1 protein-coding gene is annotated in these 1,433 nt (G+C 63.5%); it reads left to right on the plus strand.

Annotated elements, in window-relative coordinates; all coding sequences use genetic code 11:
* Positions 1–75: 75 nt before the first annotated feature.
* Positions 76–1,433, plus strand: a 1,358-nt coding sequence (locus ACODTA_RS30290; protein ID WP_489071399.1) for a DUF6538 domain-containing protein, incomplete at its 3' end; no start/stop codon positions are given.

Genomic DNA, 1,433 nt, shown 5'->3' on the forward strand with positions numbered 1-1,433 from the left:
GTCTACACAAGGCGTCTGCACAATCGACCGATTGGCCTCTGCTCGAAGCGCGGAATCTTCCACTACCGACGACGGGTGCCGACCGACCTCCTGACGGTCTGGGAAGGGCGCGAGGTATGGCGCTCACTCGATACTGACAGCTACGCGATGGCGCTTCGGCGCATCCATAGGATTGCGGCTGATGTGGAGAGCGAGTTCGAGAAGGCGCGGGCCTCGATCGGCAGGCTGGCCGATCCGGCCTTAATCTTCACCACGCTGGATGGCCCGTCTATTTCGTTGCCATGGGCTCCGCCTGTTCCGCAGCCAGCGCCGCCCCCGCCGTCGAACAGGCGCACGATCGGCGATGTCTACGATCGCTTCATCGCCGATCCCAAGCACCAATGGAGCAAACGCACCCAGATCGCCCACTCGACGACCCGAAAATGGGTGGTCGAGGTGTTCGGAGAGGAAACACCGCTCACCGATATCACGCGCGAGGGATGCCGCGACTTTGTGGCGCTGCTTCGCGAGATGCCGAAAAGCGCGCATCAACGCTTCCCGGACATGACGATCAAGGAGGTAGTCGCTGCCGCCAAGGCGAGGGGTGAAGCCCGCCTCATCAGCACCGCGAACCTCAACGCCTACGTCAATCGGTTCGGCGGGGTCATGAACTGGGCGATCAACGAGGGCTATCTCGACCGGAATCCGCTCAAGGGGCTCAAGCTCCCCGACCCCGTGAAGAAGCGTGACAAGCGCAACCCGTTCTCACCCGAGCAGCTTCGCCGCATCTTCGATGCGCCGATCTACACCGGGTGTCGCGATGACGCGAATGGCTACGCCATCCCCGGCGAACAGCGACCGCGCCGCGCTCGATTCTGGGTGCCGTTGATCGCGCTGTTCAGTGGCCTGCGCCTCAACGAGATTTGCCAGCTTGAGGTGTCTGACGTTCGAGAGATCGACGGAGTTCCTTGCTTCAGCGTCGCGTCGGGAATCAGCCGCGCCGGGGACGAGAAGCGCGTCAAGACGAACGCCAGCGAGCGAGTCGTTCCGGTCCACGATGAACTGGTCCGCTGCGGCTTTCTGGCGTTCGTGGCGTCGCAACGCTTGTGTGGCGAGACGAACCTCTTCCCCGAACTTCCGTTCGGCCACCTCGGCTATCGATCCACAGCGATATCGAGATGGTTCACCCGCTTTCTCGAAAACGCGGGAGCCGCTGCGCCGCTGACGTGCTTCCACTCGTTCCGCCACAACTTCCGCGACGGACTGCGCGAGGCGAAGATAGATCGCGATCTCGCGCTTTTGCTCGGAGGCTGGACGACCGATGGCAGGGGCACCGCCGTAGCCGACAACTACGGGAGCGGATATCAGCCGCGCGCGTTGGCCGAGGCGTTGAATGCCGTTCGGTTCCCGGCGCTCAACCTCGACCACCTTGCGGTGCTCGGGCCGCGCCGTGA

Source organism: Sphingomonas sp. FG14 (genome assembly GCF_057809675.1).